This window comes from Pseudomonas tehranensis (genome assembly GCF_014268615.1).
Classification (GTDB): Bacteria; Pseudomonadota; Gammaproteobacteria; order Pseudomonadales; family Pseudomonadaceae; genus Aquipseudomonas; species Aquipseudomonas tehranensis.
On record NZ_JABWQV010000024.1, the window covers coordinates 24,324 to 41,111 of the forward strand.

The 16,788-nt window shown below is 60.4% G+C and carries 17 protein-coding genes; 8 read left to right on the forward strand and 9 right to left on the reverse strand.

Annotated features, from left to right (window positions below; translation table 11 throughout):
• Positions 1-10 precede the first annotated feature (10 nt).
• Genes ispE through HU811_RS07300 form a run of 3 tightly spaced genes read right to left on the reverse strand, consistent with a single transcriptional unit; the run spans position 11 to position 3,210 of the window.
• Complete coding sequence (ispE, locus tag HU811_RS07290; protein WP_047229394.1) at positions 11-862, reverse strand: 4-(cytidine 5'-diphospho)-2-C-methyl-D-erythritol kinase; 852 nt, start codon at positions 860-862, stop codon at positions 11-13.
• 1 nt (position 863) lies between these two features.
• Positions 864-1,481, reverse strand: coding sequence for a lipoprotein insertase outer membrane protein LolB (gene lolB, locus HU811_RS07295; protein ID WP_186654956.1), 618 nt, complete (start codon positions 1,479-1,481; stop codon positions 864-866).
• 4 nt (positions 1,482-1,485) lie between these two features.
• Positions 1,486-3,210: a tetratricopeptide repeat protein gene (locus HU811_RS07300; protein WP_186654958.1), complete on the reverse strand. Its 1,725-nt coding sequence runs from the start codon at positions 3,208-3,210 to the stop codon at positions 1,486-1,488.
• A gap of 172 nt (positions 3,211-3,382) precedes the next feature.
• Here HU811_RS07300 and hemA point away from each other — a divergent pair, with 172 nt between their 5' ends.
• The 6 genes from hemA (at position 3,383) to HU811_RS07330 (ending at position 8,764) form a co-directional block, all read left to right on the forward strand.
• Positions 3,383-4,672, forward strand: a complete 1,290-nt coding sequence (hemA, locus tag HU811_RS07305) for a glutamyl-tRNA reductase (RefSeq protein ID WP_092453938.1) — start codon at positions 3,383-3,385, stop codon at positions 4,670-4,672.
• On the forward strand, positions 4,669-5,751 hold the full coding sequence (gene prfA, locus HU811_RS07310; RefSeq protein WP_047229398.1) for a peptide chain release factor 1: 1,083 nt from the start codon (positions 4,669-4,671) through the stop codon (positions 5,749-5,751). The genes hemA and prfA overlap by 4 nt, the downstream gene beginning before the upstream one ends.
• Positions 5,752-5,765: 14 nt before the next feature.
• The gene (gene prmC, locus HU811_RS07315) at positions 5,766-6,596 is read left to right on the forward strand and encodes a peptide chain release factor N(5)-glutamine methyltransferase (RefSeq protein ID WP_186654960.1); all 831 of its coding nucleotides are present in this window, start codon (positions 5,766-5,768) and stop codon (positions 6,594-6,596) included.
• The gene (locus tag HU811_RS07320) at positions 6,590-7,348 is read left to right on the forward strand and encodes a molybdopterin-synthase adenylyltransferase MoeB (protein WP_186654962.1); all 759 of its coding nucleotides are present in this window, start codon (positions 6,590-6,592) and stop codon (positions 7,346-7,348) included. Before prmC ends, HU811_RS07320 begins: the two co-directional genes overlap by 7 nt.
• Positions 7,341-8,132, forward strand: coding sequence for a glutamate racemase (murI, locus tag HU811_RS07325; protein WP_186654965.1), 792 nt, complete (start codon positions 7,341-7,343; stop codon positions 8,130-8,132). The genes HU811_RS07320 and murI overlap by 8 nt, the downstream gene beginning before the upstream one ends.
• Before the next feature lie 113 nt (positions 8,133-8,245).
• Entirely contained in the window at positions 8,246-8,764 is a 519-nt protein-coding gene (locus HU811_RS07330) for an acyloxyacyl hydrolase (RefSeq protein ID WP_092402503.1), read from the forward strand.
• Positions 8,765-8,881: 117 nt separating this feature from the next.
• On the opposite strand, the gene HU811_RS07335 is transcribed toward HU811_RS07330, so the two are convergent.
• From HU811_RS07335 to HU811_RS07360, 6 genes are all read right to left on the reverse strand, one after another.
• Complete coding sequence (locus tag HU811_RS07335; protein WP_092402501.1) at positions 8,882-9,187, reverse strand: YkgJ family cysteine cluster protein; 306 nt, start codon at positions 9,185-9,187, stop codon at positions 8,882-8,884.
• A gap of 28 nt (positions 9,188-9,215) precedes the next feature.
• Positions 9,216-9,989 carry an SDR family oxidoreductase gene (locus HU811_RS07340; protein WP_186654967.1) on the reverse strand — a complete coding sequence of 258 codons (774 nt, stop codon included), beginning with the start codon at positions 9,987-9,989 and terminating at the stop codon, positions 9,216-9,218.
• A gap of 123 nt (positions 9,990-10,112) precedes the next feature.
• Positions 10,113-11,558: a deoxyribodipyrimidine photo-lyase gene (gene phrB / locus HU811_RS07345; RefSeq protein ID WP_186654970.1), complete on the reverse strand. Its 1,446-nt coding sequence runs from the start codon at positions 11,556-11,558 to the stop codon at positions 10,113-10,115.
• Positions 11,559-12,497 (reverse strand): MerR family transcriptional regulator, encoded by a 939-nt coding sequence (locus tag HU811_RS07350; RefSeq protein WP_186654971.1) that lies wholly within the window; start codon positions 12,495-12,497, stop codon positions 11,559-11,561.
• On the reverse strand, positions 12,497-13,459 hold the full coding sequence (locus HU811_RS07355; RefSeq protein ID WP_186654973.1) for a 2-thiouracil desulfurase family protein: 963 nt from the start codon (positions 13,457-13,459) through the stop codon (positions 12,497-12,499). Before HU811_RS07355 ends, HU811_RS07350 begins: the two co-directional genes overlap by 1 nt.
• Positions 13,460-13,630: 171 nt before the next feature.
• Positions 13,631-14,617: an NAD(P)/FAD-dependent oxidoreductase gene (locus HU811_RS07360; protein ID WP_186654975.1), complete on the reverse strand. Its 987-nt coding sequence runs from the start codon at positions 14,615-14,617 to the stop codon at positions 13,631-13,633.
• 196 nt (positions 14,618-14,813) lie between these two features.
• Here HU811_RS07360 and HU811_RS07365 point away from each other — a divergent pair, with 196 nt between their 5' ends.
• Entirely contained in the window at positions 14,814-15,713 is a 900-nt protein-coding gene (locus HU811_RS07365) for a TIGR01777 family oxidoreductase (RefSeq protein ID WP_186654977.1), read from the forward strand.
• Positions 15,714-15,726: 13 nt separating this feature from the next.
• The gene (hemH, locus tag HU811_RS07370) at positions 15,727-16,752 is read left to right on the forward strand and encodes a ferrochelatase (RefSeq protein WP_186654979.1); all 1,026 of its coding nucleotides are present in this window, start codon (positions 15,727-15,729) and stop codon (positions 16,750-16,752) included.
• The last annotated feature ends 36 nt before the right edge of the window (positions 16,753-16,788 follow it).

A 16,788-nucleotide genomic window follows, 5' to 3' on the forward strand; every position in this document is an offset into this window, starting at 1 on the left:
TCGATTCCTTTTAGAGCAGACTTTGCAGCTTGCGATGCAACATCGAAACGTTGCTTCCTTTCGCTACAAACCCTGTAAGGGTCTCTGTCAGAAGGGCCGAGACTTTATCAGCTTCAGCTTTGCTTGGGAAGCCCCCAAACACACAACTTCCAGTTCCGGTGAGTTTTGCTTCGGTAAATTTACCTAACAAATTCAAAGCGTTACGTACATCTGGATAACGCCTTGCTACCACCGGTAAGCAGTCATTTCGACTGTTTCCCTTGGGAACGGGGCGCACTTTAATGGGAGGAGAGTTACGTGTCAACAGTGGATCTGAAAAAATTTCTGCTGTACTTACAGATACTTGCGGCACCAGCACCAAGTACCAGGGTTCCTCGGGCTCTACCGGTGTGAGTTTTTCCCCGACGCCCTCGGCAAAAGCCGCGTGGCCCCGTACGAAAACCGGCACGTCGGCGCCCAGCGTCAGGCCCAATGCGGCCAGGCGATCGGCGTCCCAACCCAGCTGCCACAGATGGTTGAGCCCCAGCAAAGTCGTCGCCGCGTTTGAGCTGCCGCCGCCGATGCCGCCGCCCATGGGCAGGATTTTTTCGATCCAGATATCAATGCCCAGCGAACACCCGGATTGCTCCTGAAGTTTTTTCGCGGCTTTGACGATCAGGTTGCTGTCGTGAGGAACGCCTTCGAATTCGGTGTGCAGATGAATCACACCGTCGTCACGCACGGCAAAGGTGATTTCATCGCCGTAGTCGAGAAACTGAAAAATCGTTTGCAGCTCGTGATAACCATCCGGGCGACGGCCCAGGATGTGCAACATCAGGTTGAGCTTGGCCGGGGAGGGCAGGGTCAGGCGTGCAGCGGTCATGTCATTGCCCCAGCTTGCGCGGCTGCCATTGCTTGATCACCAGCGTGACGTCCAGGTTGCTGCCATGCAGTTTGATGCGCTCGGGCAGCCAGTAACCGTTTTGCTGGGCATAACTTAAGTATTCGATCTGCCAGTCGTCCTGCTCCAGGTTGGACAGGCGACTGTCGGCATCGAGGGTCAGGCGGCTTTTGCTGTCCGGTGCCGGCAGGCCCCGAACCCACCAGGTCAGATGGGATACGGGCAGCTTCCAGCCCAGTTGTTCTTCCAGCAAGGCTTCCGGCGAGGGTGACTCGTAGCGACCCTGATTGGCCACTTCCAGCGAAACCTGGCCTGGGCGGCCGGTCAGGCGCGCCGCGCCACGTCCCAGCGGGCCGGACAGGCGAATGTCGTAGTAGTCCTGGCGTTGCAGCCAGAACAGCGTGCCGCTGCCCGAGTCTTTCGGTGCGCGTATGCCGATCTTGCCGTCGATTTGCCAGCCGTCGAGACCGCTCAGTTGTTCCTTGTGCTCTCGCCATTGGGCCGTGTTGCCGTGGCCCTGGACGGATTCTCGGGAGCCGAAGCCGGCGCAACCGGCGAGCAGGGCGATAAAGCTGAAAACGATGAAGTGGCGCAAAAACATAATTTTAAAGGGTCTCTGATCCGGTCAGGCGTTTGATGGTGCTGCGCAGGATGGGGCTGTCGGGCTGTTCCTTGAGGAATTTGCTCCAGATCTGCCGGGCTTCGCGCTGTTTGCCGTTGGCCCACAGGACTTCGCCCAGGTGCGCGGCGACTTCCTGGTCGGGAAAGCGCTCCAGGGCCTGGCGCAGCAGGCGTTCGGCCTCGTCGAGGTTGCCCAGGCGGAAATGCACCCAGCCAAGACTGTCGAGCACCGCCGGGTCTTCCGGGTTGAGCTGGTGGGCCTGTTCGATCAGCACCTTGGCTTCGGCGTATCGGGTGGTGCGATCGGACAAGGTGTATCCCAGGGCATTGAGGGCCATGGCATTGTTGGGATCGCGCTGGATGATCAGGCGCAGGTCTTTCTCCATCTGTGCCAGGTCATTGCGTTTTTCCGCCAGCATGGCGCGGGTATACAACAGGTTCAGGTCGTCCGGGTACTGCTTCAACGCCCGATCGAGCACGGTCCAGGCTTTGTCGCCCTGATTATTGGCCGATAGGGTTTCTGCCTCGATCAGATACAACTGGATGCCGTAGTCCGGCTGGGTGTCCCGCTGCACGGCGAGGCGACTCTGGGCCTCGGCCGTTTTGCCGTTGTTCATCAGGATATCGGCCTGGCGCAACTGGGCCGGCAGATAATCGTTGCCTGGGCCGACCTGGGCGTACTCGAGCAGTGCGCTCTCGGGGTCGTTGCGTTCTTCCGCGATGCGGCCCAGGTTCAAGTGGGCGGAGTCGACATGCGTTCCCCGCGCAATCAGGTCTTCCAGGTGACCCTTGGCTTCTTCCCACGCTTTGGCTTCCAGGCATACCAATGCCAGGGAATAGCGCAATTCATCGTCTTCAGGGTACTGCTGGACCAGGCTGGAAAACTCCACCTTGGCGTCGTCCATGCGGTCGTTTTCCACCAGCATGCGCGCGTAGGTGAGACGCAGGCGCTTGTCGTCCGGGTATTGCCTGATGCCTTTTTCCAGCAACGGCAGGGCTTCGTCGCCGCGGTTCGCGCCTTGCAGCAAGCGAGCGCGTAGCAGAATCGGCGCCACTTCGCCCGCTTGCGGCGGGTTGTCTTCCAGCAGGGTGAGGGCGCCCTGGATGTCACCATCCTGCTGTAGCAGCAGGGCCTTGCCGAAAATCAGCTGACCGTTATCGGGATGGCGCTGCAGCAGTCGATCGAAGCTTTTAGTCAGGCCGTCGCGGGTTTCCTGGTCAGTATCGGCCGCTGATAGCGCAAGGAAGTCGAAATGGGTGTCGCCCTTGCCCAGCAGGACTTTCTCCATATACACCATGGAGTCGTCGTAGCGTCCGGCCCGCGCCAGTTGCACTGCGGCGGCGCGTTGCGCTTCGAGGTCTTGCGGGGCGTTTTTGGCCCAGATCAGTGCGGTATCCAGGGCGGGCTGGTCGGCACCCAGGTATTCGGCAATGCGAAACGCCCGCTCGGAAATGCCCGGGTCCTGCGTGTTGATGGCCTGGGTGACATAGTTGTCCAGCGCAATGTCGAAACGATTGCGCTGGCCTGCCAGTTCGGCGCTCAACAGGCTGAAAATGGTTTCTTCGCTGAATGAGCTGTAGACCTTGGGCTTTTCAGGGGCCTGGGTGCTGTCTTCGACCGGCGGCGTACCGTCTGTCGACACGGGGGCCATGGACTGACAGCCGCCGAGCAAGGCAAAAGCGAGGAGCAACGCGGAAGATCTATTCATATAGGAAAAGGACGACTAACCTGCGGTCGGATCATCATGACACAAGCCTTCGGTCAAACATAACCGGCCCGTCGATTTACGGCACGGGGCAGGGCGATAGATATCGAGTGGTTGTTCTGAATCTGGCGAAGTAGGACAATTGCCGGCTTCACGTCACTATCAGCGACCTTGAATGGCCTTCCTTGCACTTGGTATTAACCACAAGACTGCTTCCGTAGACGTCCGCGAGCGCGTGGCCTTTACGCCTGAGCAACTGGTTGAGGCCCTGCAGCAGCTTTGCCGACTCACCGAGAGCCGCGAGGCTGCCATCCTCTCCACCTGCAATCGCAGCGAGCTTTATATAGAGCAGGATCACATTTCGGCCGATACCGTGCTGCGCTGGCTGGCCGAATATCACGATCTGAGTCTTGAAGAGCTGCGCGCCAGTGCCTATGTGCATGAAGATGATGCGGCCGTTCGTCACATGATGCGTGTTGCCTCCGGGCTCGATTCGCTGGTGCTGGGCGAGCCGCAGATTCTCGGCCAGATGAAGTCGGCCTACGCCGTGGCCCGCGAAGCCGGCACGGTCGGGCCCCTACTGGGGCGCCTGTTCCAGGCCACGTTCAATGCCGCCAAACAGGTGCGCACTGACACGGCCATCGGCGAAAACCCGGTGTCCGTGGCATTTGCCGCGGTCAGCCTGGCGAAACAGATTTTCAGCGATCTGCAACGCAGCCAGGCGCTGCTGATCGGCGCGGGGGAGACCATCACCCTGGTTGCCCGCCACCTGCACGACCTGGGGGTCAAGCGTATCGTCGTCGCCAACCGTACCCTGGAGCGCGCCAGTACCCTGGCCGAGCAGTTCGGCGCCCATGCCGTGCTGCTGTCGGACATCCCGGCCGAGCTGGTGCACAGTGACATTGTCATCAGCTCCACCGCCAGCCAGTTGCCGATCCTGGGCAAAGGCGCGGTGGAAAGCGCCTTGAAGCTGCGCAAGCACAAACCGATTTTCATGGTGGACATTGCCGTTCCCCGAGACATCGAGCCGGAAGTGGGCGAGCTGGACGATGTTTATCTCTACAGTGTCGACGACCTGCACGAAGTGGTCGCCGAGAACCTCAAGAGCCGGCAAGGCGCGGCCCAGGCAGCTGAAGAGATGATCACCATCGGCGCCGAGGATTTCATGGTCCGCCTGCGCGAGCTGGCGGCGGTGGACGTGCTCAAGGCTTATCGTCAGCAGAGCGAACGCCTGCGCGACGAAGAGCTGCAGAAGGCCCGGCGCCTGCTGGCAAACGGTGGCAGTGCCGATGAGGTGCTGGTACAGCTGGCTCGTGGCTTGACCAATAAATTGCTTCACGCTCCCAGTGTCCAGCTCAAGAAGCTGACCGCCGAAGGCCGCCTCGATGCGTTGGCCATGGCCCAGGAACTCTTTGCCCTCGGTGAGGGTTCACCGGATAGCTTTTCGGATAAAAAATCGCAATGAAAGCGTCACTGCTCAATAAACTGGACATTCTCCAGGATCGTTTCGAGGAACTGACCGCCTTGCTGGGCGATGGTGAGGTCATTTCCGACCAGAACAAGTTCCGCACGTATTCCAAGGAATACGCCGAAGTCGAGCCGATCGTCGCCACCTATAAACAGTTGCTCAAAGTGCAGGGCGACCTTGAAGGCGCTCAGGCGCTGCTCAAGGACAGCGATCCGGACATGCGCGAAATGGCGGTCGAGGAAGTCCGTGAAGCCAAGGAGCAGTTGCTCGAGCTTGAAAGCAACCTGCAACGCATGTTGTTGCCCAAGGATCCGAATGACGGTCGCAATGTGTTTCTCGAGATCCGTGCCGGCACCGGCGGCGACGAGGCGGCGATATTCTCCGGGGACCTGTTCCGCATGTATTCGCGTTACGCCGAGCGTCGCGGTTGGCGGGTGGAGATCCTCTCGGAGAACGAAGGCGAACACGGCGGCTATAAAGAAGTCATCGCCCGGGTCGAAGGTGACAACGTCTACGGCAAGCTGAAATTCGAATCCGGCGCCCACCGCGTGCAGCGTGTCCCGGCCACTGAATCCCAAGGGCGTATCCACACGTCGGCCTGCACCGTGGCGGTTTTGCCTGAGCCCGACGAGCAGGAAGCCATCGAGATCAACCCGGCGGACCTGCGGGTCGACACCTACCGTTCCTCGGGGGCGGGCGGTCAACACGTCAACAAGACCGATTCGGCGATCCGTATCACTCACCTGCCTTCGGGCATTGTGGTCGAGTGCCAGGAAGAACGTTCCCAGCACAAGAACCGTGCGCGCGCCATGTCCTGGTTGTCGGCCAAGCTCAACGATCAACAGACCAGCGCTGCGGCCAACGCCATCGCCAGCGAACGCAAGCTATTGGTGGGCTCGGGAGATCGCTCGGAGCGGATTCGTACCTACAACTTCGCCCAGGGCCGGGTCACCGACCATCGCGTCAATCTGACGTTGTATTCGCTCGACGAAATTCTCGCCGGCGGCGTCGATGCGGTCATCGAACCGTTGCTGGCCGAATACCAGGCCGACCAGTTGGCCGCGATTGGCGAGTAAGCACAGGTGAACATATGACCATCATCGCCAGTTTGTTACGCGCCGCCGAGCTGCCGGATTCGCCCACGTCCCGACTGGATTCCGAATTGCTGCTGGCCGCGGCACTGGGCAAGTCCCGCAGCTTCCTGCACACCTGGCCCGAGCGAATCGTGCCAAGCGAAGCGGCGTTGTTGTTCTCTGAATACCTGCGCCGCCGTCGTTCTGGCGAACCAGTGGCTTATATCCTCGGGCAGCAAGGCTTCTGGAACCTCGACCTGGAAGTGGCGCCCCACACCTTGATTCCGCGCCCCGACACCGAACTGCTGGTGGAAACCGCGCTGGCCTTGCTGCCGGCCACACCGGCCAGGGTTCTGGATTTGGGCACCGGCAGCGGCGCGATTGCCCTGGCATTGGCCAGCGAGCGCCCGGCCTGGACAGTCACCGCGGTCGACCGTGTGCTGGAGGCGGTGGCCCTGGCTGAACGCAATCGCCAGCGCCTGGACCTGCGCAACGTCACGGTACTGAGCAGCCACTGGTTCAGCGCTTTGGACGGCGAGCGTTTTGAGCTGATCATCAGCAACCCACCCTATATAGCCGCGACCGATCCTCACCTGGCCGAGGGCGACGTGCGGTTCGAGCCGGCCAGTGCCCTGGTGGCAGGACACGACGGGCTTGATGATTTGCGCACGATCATCGCCCAGGCCCCCGATCATCTAAAAGCGGGTGGCTGGTTGATGCTCGAGCACGGTTACGATCAGGCTGACGCGGTGCGTGATCTGCTGCAAACCCAAGGGTTTACTGAAGTCCACAGCCGCAAGGACCTGGGCGGGCATGAGCGTATCAGCCTGGGGCGTCTGCCGTGCTGAACGATCAGGAGCTGTTGCGTTATAGCCGGCAAATTCTGTTGCAGCACGTCGACATCGACGGGCAACTGCGACTCAAGCACAGCCGTGCATTGATCGTCGGCCTCGGCGGACTCGGCGCTCCGGTGGCGCTGTACCTGGCTGCTGCTGGCGTCGGTGAGTTGCACCTGGCGGATTTCGACACGGTCGACCTGACCAACCTGCAACGCCAGATCATCCACGACACCGACAGTGTGGGCCTGAGCAAGGTCGATTCGGCGATGCGCCGCCTGACGGCACTCAACCCCGAGATCACGCTGGTGCCTCACCCACAGGCCATGGACGAAGACAGCCTGACTGCTGCCGTCGCGGCGGTGGATGTGGTGCTGGACTGTTCCGACAATTTCTCCACCCGCGAAGCGGTAAACGCGGCGTGTGTCGCAGCGGGCAAACCGCTGGTCAGCGGTGCGGCAATTCGCCTGGAAGGGCAGTTATCCGTGTTTGATCCGCGCCGCTCGGAAAGCCCCTGCTATCACTGTCTCTACGGCCACGGCAGTGAAGCCGAATTGACCTGCAGCGAAGCCGGCGTGCTCGGGCCGCTGGTGGGGTTGGTAGGCAGTCTGCAAGCCCTTGAAGCCTTGAAACTGTTGGCCGGTTTCGGCGAGCCATTGGTGGGCCGCCTGCTGTTGATCGACGCCCTGGGCAGCCGTTTTCGTGAGCTGAGGGTCAAGCGTGATCCGGGGTGCAGCGTCTGTGGTGGCAGCCAGCATGAGTGAAGCGCCGGTCGGTGTGTTCGATTCGGGTGTCGGCGGCCTGTCGGTACTGGGCGAGATCCGCCGGTTGTTACCCAATGAGTCACTGCTCTACGTTGCAGACTGTGGGCATATTCCCTACGGCGAGAAAACCCCGGAGTTCATCCGGCAGCGGTGTGCAATCATCGCCGACTTTCTCCATCATCAAGGCGCCAAGGCGCTGGTGGTGGCTTGCAATACCGCGACGGTCGCCGGCGTCGCCGATTTGCGTCGCGATTATCCCCACTGGCCCATTGTCGGCATGGAGCCGGCGGTCAAACCGGCGGCCGCCGCCACCCGTAGCGGCATTGTCGGTGTGCTGGCGACCACCGGCACATTACAAAGCGCCAAATTCGCAGCATTACTGGATCGCTTTGCCACCGATGTGCAGGTGATCACCCAACCATGTCCCGGGCTGGTTGAGCTGATTGAAGCCGGCGATCTCGATAGTCCGGCGCTGCGTCAATTGCTGCTGAGCTATGTCGAACCGCTGCTGGCCGCCGGCTGCGACACGTTGATCCTGGGTTGTACGCACTATCCCTTCCTCAAACCATTGCTCAAGCAAATGGTCCCCGCGCACATCAGTCTGATCGACACCGGTGCCGCCGTTGCCCGGCAACTTCAACGCCTGCTCGCTGAGCGCAGGCTCCTGGCTGCGGGGCCCGCCAGCGAAACGCGGTTCTGGAGTAGCGCTGATCCGATACATTTAAGAAATATCCTACCCGCGCTATGGAATTCGTCTGGCATTGTGCGAAGCTTCAGTCTGTAAAAAAACATAAAAAATGCCTAAATCGGGCTGAACTTCTGTTTTAACGCGGATTTCTATAGCTTTGTCTGTTTGTAACAAAACTAACTAAGTCTGTTCGGAAAAGGATGTTTCTAATGAAGCGTTTATTCTGTTTGGCTGCACTTGCGGCTGCATTGTTGGGGCACACTTACACCGCACAAGCGGCAGGTGTGGAGTTTGGGGTAGGGCAGACCGGCGAGTCGACCATGACCTATCGCTTGGGCATGCAGTTCGATTGGGACAAGAGCTGGTGGCAGAGTGACGTCGGTCGCCTGACCGGCTACTGGAGTGGTGCCTATACGTACTGGGAAGGGGATGAGGCGTCCAGCAACCACAGCCTCTCATTCTCGCCCGTGTTTGTGTATGAGTTTGCCGGTCAGAACGTAAGACCCTACATCGAAGCGGGTATCGGTGTGGCGTTATTCGAGAACACCCAAGTGGAAAACAACCAACTGGGGACTGCTTTCCAGTTCGAGGATCGCATTGGCCTGGGCCTGCGCTTCAACGGTGGACATGAAGTGGGTATTCGCGCCACTCATTACTCCAACGCTGGCATCAAGTCGACCAACGACGGTGTCGAAAGTTACGCGCTGCACTACACGATGCCGCTGTAACACCTAAGTCCTGTGAGAGCGGGCTTGCTCGCGAAAGCGGTGGGTCAGTCAATAGGAACGTGCCTGACCCAACGTTTTCGCGAGCAAGCCCGCTCCCACAGTCAGTGCCTTGATTGGCTACTGATACGCCGTCGCAATCCCTTTGCGTTCCTCAATACATTCCGGTGCGCCCATCTCAAACTCGCGGCAGATCAGCGGACGCTTTTCGTAGATCGTGCACATCATGCTGTCGCGATCCAGCGCCGCGCACCAGCCATCATCGAGCCGCAACATCACTTCCCCGCCCCATTCGTCCGTGTCGATAAAGCGTTCGGGCACGCCAGTGTCAGTGATCAGCATCACTTCCAGCTGGCAACAGCACGCCGCGCACGTCGAACAAGTGACGGCAGGCTGGGGGATTTGATGGACAGGGATGGTTTTCATGGCGCGCAGTGTAAGTCAACCGGGCCCCTCAGGGTTGTCCCTTGATCGGGCACCCGTTACCCGCTTTATGCGAGTCGACGTCAGTGGGCATCGACTCGGTCGATGAAGGTAGCGGCCAGAGTGCGGTCATGGATGAAACGGCGAGTGCCACTTCAGGGGGGCGCTCGACCAGTTGTGTCAGCACGTGATGTGCCGCCGTTTCGGCCGTCCACTGGACTGGGGCCGGAAAACAATCGTCGGGGCTGCGCGAAGGGCTGTCCAAGCCGGGGTGAACCAGCGTCACGTCGATGCCTTCGGCCGCCAGGTCGACGCGAGCCGACTCGAACACAAAACGCATCCCTTTGCCGTCGGCTTCGGTATACGACGGCGGCAGGTAAGTCACCGGGCTGGCAATGCCCACCAGATGGGACAGGTTGCCTGCGCGCAGCAGTGGCAAGGCGGTACGAATGCAGAGGCTGGCCGCCATCAGGTTGCTGCGCACGATGTGTTCGATGATCAGCGGGTCGGCGGGTTGGCCGTCGATGTATTCGGCTGTTCCGGCATTGAGAATCACGGTATCCAGCGAGCCCCACTGCCGGGCAATCTGTTCGCCGATCTCGCGTACGGTCTGGCTGTCGGTCAAGTTGCCAGGCACCGCCAGTACTTGTCCCGGATAACGCGCCGAAAGGTCTTCACACGATTGCACTGAGCGCGAACTCACGGCCAGATATGCACCGGTTTTGAGTATTGCTTCTGCCAATGAAGCGCCGACGCCATTGCCGGCACCGGTCAGCCAGTATCGTTTTCGAGTTTCTAGACCCATTCCACACCCCTTTTGACCGAGTAACGCGCGCGAGCATGATGTAAGACTGTATGGCCGAAGGTTTGAAATTGCATCGGGCGGTCAGTAATTTCATGTTCGCTGATCGCCCAACTGCTCAACTGATCAATTGCATGCTTGTCGGGTTGGCAGGTTTCTGAACGCTTGCAGTGCGCGCGCCCGGGACTGACTCAAGTCGACAATCGCGGGAGGATAATCCGCCACACCAAACAATCCGCCCTGCATGTTTGGGTTATGGACCTGTTGCTTGTCGAGATCGTTCAGTTCAGGTAACCAGCGTTTGATGAACAATCCCTGGCTGTCGAATTTTTCCGATTGACTCAAGGGGTTGAAGATCCGGAACCAGGGCGCCGCGTCCGTCCCGGTCGAGGCGCTCCACTGCCAGCCGCCGTTGTTGGCGGCCAGGTCGCCGTCGATCAGGTGTTGCATGAAAAAGCGCTCACCCTCGCGCCAGTCGATCAGCAGGTTCTTGGTCAGAAACATTGCCACCACCATCCGCAAACGGTTGTGCATCCACCCGGTTTCCAGCAATTGGCGCATGGCCGCGTCGATGATTGGCAAGCCAGTGCGTGCCTGTTTCCAGGCTTCCAGTTCTTCGGGGGCGTTGCGCCAGGCCAGTGCTTCGGTTTCCGGGCGGAACGCGCGATGGCGAGACACACGTGGATAGCCCACCAGAATGTGTTTATAGAACTCACGCCAGAGCAATTCGTTGATCCATGTCACAACTCCGACGCTTCCGCTTTCGAATTCACCCTGGTTGGCCTGCAGCGCCGCGTGCAGGCATTGGCGGGGCGAGATCACACCCGCCACCAGATACGCCGAGAGCTGGCTGGTGCCAGGCCTGGCGGGAAAGTCGCGTTCGCTCTGGTAATCATCGAGGTGTTGCTCAGCGAAGGTGTCCAGGCGCCGCTGGGCTTCGTTTTCACCGGCTGGCCAGAGGGCGCGTAGCGCTTCACTCGCTGGCGAGAAGCCTTCGACTTGCGTGGGCACCGGGTCGCTGACAATGCCGGTGGGTGCCTGCCGGGCCGGTTTGGCGACCAGGCTTGGCAGGGACACGTGCAAGCGGTTGTAACAGACCTTGCGGAACTGGCTGAACACCTGGAAATAGGTGCCGGTTTTGGTCAGCACACTGCCGGGCTTGAACAGCAACTGGTCGAGATGGCTATGAAATTCGATGCCCTGGCCCTGTAACGTCCGGGCAACTTCGGCATCTCGGTGGGTTTCGTTCAAGCCGTATTCTTCATTGACATGGACGGCGTCGATTTTCAGTTCGCGACACAGCGAGAGCAGAATCTGCGGTGCCTGATCCCAGCGCGTAGCGTGGCGGATCAGCAGCGGGATGTTCAACGCCCCCAGGGCAGTGCTCAACGAGGTGAGGTTACGCAGCCAAAAATCGATCTTGCATGGCGCATCGTCATGGGCCCGCCATTGTTCCGGGCTCGGCAGGTACACCGCCACACATGGCCCACGGGCTGCTGCGGTGGCGAGGGCGGTGTTGTCGTGCAGGCGCAGGTCGCTGCGCAGCCAGATCAGTTGCGTGGGGTTTTTCATTCAAATAAGTTCTCTGCGACTCAGTTCGCGGTAAGCCGATAACGGATCTTCGGCCCACGTCAGGTTATCGGTCGAGATGCCTGTGGATAACCGAGCGTGATGGATCGATGCGGCCGGACCGGCGATGATGATCGGGCAATCCACCCCACTGATCAGCTTGGGCAGTTGGGACAGGTTCAGCGCGTTACTGGAATACAGCAGCACCCCGCGGGCTTTGAGGCGTTCGACGGCCAAGGCCAGTTCGCCTGCAGGTATCGGCCCATCGAACACTTCCACGGGGCAATCGGCGCTGCTGGCCAGCCAGGCGCTAAGCCACAATTGGGGCTCCAGGGGCAGGTCCGAATGGTTGACCAGAAGCAATGGCGCACCGCGCAACTGACGATTGTTGTGGTAGATCCGACTGCCGAATTTGCTGCGCAGCCAGGAGTATAAAAACACCCGCTCCAACTGCGCACCGAACTGACCTTGCCAGCGCAATTGCAGCTCGGCCAGCAACGGCAGCAGCAACTGTTCGCACACCGTCCAGGGTGGATAAAGCGCCATGGCCTGGTTGACCAAGTCATCGACCTGACGCTCGGCCAGTTGCGTGACTGCCAGCACCAGGGCGTGGCGCTGGCGCTGCCAATCGTTTTCCAACGGTTCGCTGGGTGGCTGCGGCGTGTCGAGCAGCGGTTTTATCTTGCTCACCGCCACCCCGCGATCAATCCAGGTGAGGATGCTCAAAATGCGTTGCACATGTTCGGCGTTGAACAGCCGGTGGCCCTTGGGTGTACGGTGCGGCACGATCAGGCCGTAGCGGCGCTCCCAGGCTCTTAGCGTGACGGCATTGACGCCGGTTTGGCGGGCGACTTCGCGTATGGGCAGCCAGCCCTGCGCCAGGGCTTGGGCGAAGTCGGCCCCCAGGTCTTCGCTGGCGCTGGAATCAGGTTCGCTTTTCATTAAATGGCATTTCGCAGACTGAGGTTTTCCGGGTGCGGCTGCAGGTAGACCTGCTGCGCCAAATAGGGATCGGGATGCAGGCGCAAGTGATGCTTGAGCAAGGTCAGTGGCACCACCAACGGTACGATGCCGAGGCGGTATTGCCCGATGAGGTGCTGCACTTCCTGTTTGTCCCCAGCGTTGATGGCGCGTTTGAGGTAACCGCTCAGGTGTTGCAGCACATTGGTGTGAGTGCGCCGGGTGGCGCATTTCTTCAAGGCAGCCATCAGGGCGCTGAAGTAGCGCGCGCCCAGTTCGTCAGGGTCGGCCTTGCCCATATTACCCAGCAGATTGCCCAAGGCCTTGTATTGCACCGGGTTATGGGCCATCAACAGATATTTGTAGCGCGAGTGGAAGTGGATCAGGTCATGGCGTGTCAGGCCTTGGCGGCGTAGCGGTTGCCACGCCGCGTAGGCAAATACCCGGGTCAGGAAATTTTCCCGCAGCACCGGGTCGTTCAGGCGCCCGTCTTCCTCCACCGGCAAGTCGGGATGGCGCTCGCAAAACGCCTGGGCATAGATGCCGCGTCCGCCGCCGTCCTGTGGCACGCTGTTGTGATCGTAGACCTTGACCCGTTCCAGTCCGCAGGACGGCGACTTCTGCATGAAGATGTAGCCGCAGATGTCATCCAGTTCCTCGGCCATCTGGTGTCCGTAGTCGGCCAATGGCCGGGTTACATTGAGGGTGTGCCTGACCGTACCAACCGCGTCGGGTCGTTCGGGATTGCCCACCAGTCGGATCGGCTCGCGAGGGATGCCCAGGCCAATGGCGACTTCAGGGCAGACCGGCACGAAGTCGAAGTATTCGACCAAGGTGCGGCTGCATAGCTGCGATTGCTTGTGTCCGCCGTTGAAGCGAACTTCAGCGCCCATCAGGCAGGCGCTGATAGCGATTTTCGGTTTGGCGACGGCATCCTGGGGCATGGGCGACCTCTGATTTCAAATCTTGTACAAAATAACATTTGTGTACAATATTTTCATCATAGATCCGAACGAGCACAAGTCAACCGCTTTTGCGTGTGGAGGCGATGTGGTTTTGTCGCAGACAGGCTGCTGCCTGGTTCGACAGCAGCGGGTGACGCGCGATCGCAGGTTTTATTGCAGGCTGGCGTGCAGACGGCGGGCGGCTTCCTGACCGCTTAGCCAAGCACCTTCTACGCGGCCGGACAGGCACCAGTCGCCACAGACATACATACCCAGGTCGGCATCGGCCAGGGCGCCCCACTCGTGGGTGCCTGCGGGGCGTGCGTAAAGCCAACGGTGGGCCACGCTGAAGCTGGGAGCAGGCATCGCACTGTGCAGCAACTCGGCGAAGGCACCGTGCAGGTGCTCGATCACCGCCTCCTTGGCCATGTCGATGTGTTGGCGACTCCAGTCGCTGGTGGCGTGCAGCACCCAGGTGTCGAGCGTGCTGTCGCGCCCCGGTTTGCTGCGGTTGCGAGCCAGCCAGTCGAGGGGGCTGTCCTGGACGAAGCAGCCTTCCATGGAGGTATCCAGCGCTGTTTCGAAGGCCAGGGCCACGGCCCAGGTGGGGTCCATCTTCACGCCCGCCGCCACTGCGGCCAGCTTTGGCACGGCCGCCAGCAATGCAGTGGCCTGGGGCGCGGGCGTGGCGATCACCACCTGGCCGAAGGGGCCGTGGGTGAAGCCTTCCGCGTCCTGCAAGTGCCAATGTTCCTGACCACGGTACACCTCGGTGATGCGGCAGGAGAACTGCACCTGCAACTCGCCAAGCAGGGCGCGGGTGATGGCGCTCATGCGCGGGGTGCCGACCCAGCGAGTCTGCTCATCCGGCGACGGGCTCAGTTGCCCATCCTTGAAATGATAAAGCTGAGGTGTCCATTCCGCCGCCCAGCCCTGGGCTTGCCAGCGCTGGACTTCCATCACGAAGCGGCGATCGCGGGCGGTGAAATACTGCGCGCCCATGTCCAGTGCGCCGGCATCACTGCGCTTGCTGGACATGCGTCCGCCACTGCCATGGCTTTTATCGAAGAGTTGAACGACATGCCCGGCCTCCGTCAGGGCCTGGGCGGCTGAAAGTCCGGCGATGCCGGTGCCGATGATTGCGATAGGTACAGTCATGAGGGCCTCGTTTACCTTTCTGTACAGACTACGCCGTCGTTTAAACCTGTACAATTAGGGTTTTTGGTATAAGTTTTACCGTTCGCGTTTTGACAGGGTGACCTATTGTTAAACACAGACCCTGCCTGATACGAAAAATCCCTGCTTATAAAAATAGACTAATGGGCTGGGTAAAACGCGATGCGAGGAACACTTCATGCACATATTGCTGACCGGCGGTACTGGTTTGATCGGACGTCAGCTCTGCCGCCACTGGTTGGAGCAGGGCCATCGCTTGACGGTGTGGAGTCGTCGCCCCGAAGAAGTGGCGAAGATCTGCGGCGCGCAAGTGCGGGGTATCGCCAGGCTCGAGGAGATTGCCGAGCCGGTGGATGCGGTGGTCAACCTCGCGGGGGCGCCGATTGCGGATCGACCCTGGAGCCACAAACGCAAAATGTTGTTGTGGAGCAGTCGCATCACCCTGACAGAAGTGTTGTTGGCATGGCTGGAGCGTTGCGAGCACAAACCCGGGGTATTGATTTCCGGTTCTGCGGTGGGGTGGTACGGCGACGGTGGCGAGCGTGAGCTGAGCGAGGACTCGGGACCGGTGAGCGAGGACTTTGCCAGTCAGTTGTGCATTGCCTGGGAGGAGACCGCGCAGCGCGCCGAGGCCATGGGCATACGGGTGGTGCTGGTTCGCACCGGTCTGGTCCTGTCGGCCGAGGGCGGCTTTTTGTCGCGGCTGCTGCTGCCGTTCAAAGTGGGGTTGGGCGGGCGTATTGGCAATGGCCGGCAGTGGATGCCGTGGATTCACATTGCCGATCAAATCGCTCTGATTGATTTTCTTCTACACCGCGATGAGGCCAGCGGTCCTTATAATGCCTGCGCGCCGAACCCGGTGCGTAATCGCGATTTTGCCAAGGCCCTGGGGGGCGTGTTGCATCGGCCGGCCGTGGTGCCGATGCCGGAGCTGGTGCTGAAGGTTGCACTCGGCGAATTGTCACTGTTGTTGCTGGGCGGCCAGCGCGCAACGCCGGCCCGATTACAGGCGGCGGGTTTCACTTTCCGGTTCACTGATTTGCATGCGGCTCTCGACGATTTGTCGGACCGCCTTTGAAATAGGACGTTGCATGACCGATCACGCGTTGCTTCTGGTGAATCTGGGTTCGCCTGCTTCTACTTCGGTGGCCGATGTGCGCCGCTACCTCAATCAGTTTCTGATGGACCCTTACGTCATCGACCTGCCGTGGCCGGTGCGGCGCTTGCTGGTATCGCTGATCCTGATCAAGCGCCCCGAGCAATCGGCCCATGCCTATGCGTCGATCTGGTGGGACGAAGGCTCGCCGCTGGTGGTGCTCAGCCGTCGCTTGCAACAAGCCATGACTGCGCAATGGACCCAGGGGCCGGTTGAGTTGGCGATGCGTTATGGCGAGCCGTCCATTGAGTCGACCCTGGTGCGCCTGGCAAGCCAGGGTCACAAGAAGATCACGTTGGCGCCGTTGTATCCGCAATTTGCCGACAGCACGGTCACCACGGTGATCGAAGAAGCCAAGCGGGTGGTGCGCGAGAAGAAGCTTGATGTGCAGTTCTCGATTCTCCAGCCGTTCTACGATCAGCCGGAATACCTCGACGCCCTGGTTGCCAGCGCCAAGCCGTATCTGATGCAGGATTACGACCATCTGCTGTTGAGCTTCCATGGCTTGCCGGAGCGGCACCTGACCAAGCTCGACCCCACGGGTTTCCATTGCTTCAAGGACGCCGACTGCTGCAAAAATGCGCCGCCTGAGGTCATGGCGACGTGTTACCGCGCACAATGCATTCGCACCGCCGACCTGTTCGCCCAGCGCATGGGACTCAAGGATGGGCAGTGGTCGGTGTCGTTCCAGTCGCGACTGGGGCGCGCCAAGTGGATCGAACCCTACACCGAAGCGCGTCTGGATGAACTGGCTAAAAGTGGCGTGAAAAAAGTATTGGTGATGTGCCCGGCGTTCGTGGCCGACTGCATCGAAACCCTGGAAGAAATCGGTGATCGCGGGCGCGAGCAATTTCGTGAGGCGGGCGGGGAGGAGTTAGTGCTGGTGCCGTGTCTCAATGATGATGCGCAGTGGGCGCAGGCGTTGAGCACCCTGTGCGAGCGGGCGCCGATCGCGTTGTAATACCAGCCTGTGGCGAGGGAGCTTGCTCCCGCTGGG

What these genes read in the sequence shown, in the direction of transcription:
- prmC (WP_186654960.1), top strand. Translation starts at nt 5,766, where the DNA reads ATGACCATCATCGCCAGTTTGTTACGCGCCGCCGAGCTGCCGGATTCG.
- murI (WP_186654965.1), top strand. Translation starts at nt 7,341, where the DNA reads ATGAGTGAAGCGCCGGTCGGTGTGTTCGATTCGGGTGTCGGCGGCCTG.
- lolB (WP_186654956.1), bottom strand. Translation starts at nt 1,481, where the DNA reads ATGTTTTTGCGCCACTTCATCGTTTTCAGCTTTATCGCCCTGCTCGCC.
- HU811_RS07340 (WP_186654967.1), bottom strand. Translation starts at nt 9,989, where the DNA reads ATGGGTCTAGAAACTCGAAAACGATACTGGCTGACCGGTGCCGGCAAT.
- HU811_RS07350 (WP_186654971.1), bottom strand. Translation starts at nt 12,497, where the DNA reads ATGAAAAGCGAACCTGATTCCAGCGCCAGCGAAGACCTGGGGGCCGAC.
- HU811_RS07360 (WP_186654975.1), bottom strand. Translation starts at nt 14,617, where the DNA reads ATGACTGTACCTATCGCAATCATCGGCACCGGCATCGCCGGACTTTCA.
- HU811_RS07355 (WP_186654973.1), bottom strand. Translation starts at nt 13,459, where the DNA reads ATGCCCCAGGATGCCGTCGCCAAACCGAAAATCGCTATCAGCGCCTGC.
- prfA (WP_047229398.1), top strand. Translation starts at nt 4,669, where the DNA reads ATGAAAGCGTCACTGCTCAATAAACTGGACATTCTCCAGGATCGTTTC.
- hemH (WP_186654979.1), top strand. Translation starts at nt 15,727, where the DNA reads ATGACCGATCACGCGTTGCTTCTGGTGAATCTGGGTTCGCCTGCTTCT.
- HU811_RS07300 (WP_186654958.1), bottom strand. Translation starts at nt 3,210, where the DNA reads ATGAATAGATCTTCCGCGTTGCTCCTCGCTTTTGCCTTGCTCGGCGGC.
- hemA (WP_092453938.1), top strand. Translation starts at nt 3,383, where the DNA reads ATGGCCTTCCTTGCACTTGGTATTAACCACAAGACTGCTTCCGTAGAC.
- ispE (WP_047229394.1), bottom strand. Translation starts at nt 862, where the DNA reads ATGACCGCTGCACGCCTGACCCTGCCCTCCCCGGCCAAGCTCAACCTG.
- HU811_RS07330 (WP_092402503.1), top strand. Translation starts at nt 8,246, where the DNA reads ATGAAGCGTTTATTCTGTTTGGCTGCACTTGCGGCTGCATTGTTGGGG.
- HU811_RS07365 (WP_186654977.1), top strand. Translation starts at nt 14,814, where the DNA reads ATGCACATATTGCTGACCGGCGGTACTGGTTTGATCGGACGTCAGCTC.
- HU811_RS07335 (WP_092402501.1), bottom strand. Translation starts at nt 9,187, where the DNA reads ATGAAAACCATCCCTGTCCATCAAATCCCCCAGCCTGCCGTCACTTGT.
- phrB (WP_186654970.1), bottom strand. Translation starts at nt 11,558, where the DNA reads ATGAAAAACCCCACGCAACTGATCTGGCTGCGCAGCGACCTGCGCCTG.